We start from the raw sequence: 240 nt of genomic DNA on the forward strand, positions 1-240 counted from the left end.
TCGGCAATTCGGAAGTGAAGAAGCTGGAAGATCGCGTCCGCGAGCTGGAGCGCATGCTCGGCCGCAAGACGATGGAGGTCGAAATCCTTCGGGAAGCCTTGTCCAAAGCAGACTCAAAAAAACGGATATCGCGGCCGATCTTGTTGCCGAAGGACGGTTCGCGATGAAGGCCGTCGCAGACACGCTGGGCGTATCCCGTTCCAACCTCAACGAGCGGCTGAAAGGCAGATCGAAGCCGCG

1 pseudogene is annotated in these 240 nt (G+C 58.8%); it reads left to right on the top strand.

Annotated elements, in window-relative coordinates:
* Positions 1 to 240, top strand: a pseudogene (locus tag ACS5UA_RS22960) (IS3-like element IS426 family transposase); the annotation flags it as partial.

The sequence above is a fragment of the Brucella sp. RRSP16 genome, assembly GCF_052246815.1.
GTDB lineage: Bacteria > Pseudomonadota > Alphaproteobacteria > Rhizobiales > Rhizobiaceae > Brucella > Brucella intermedia.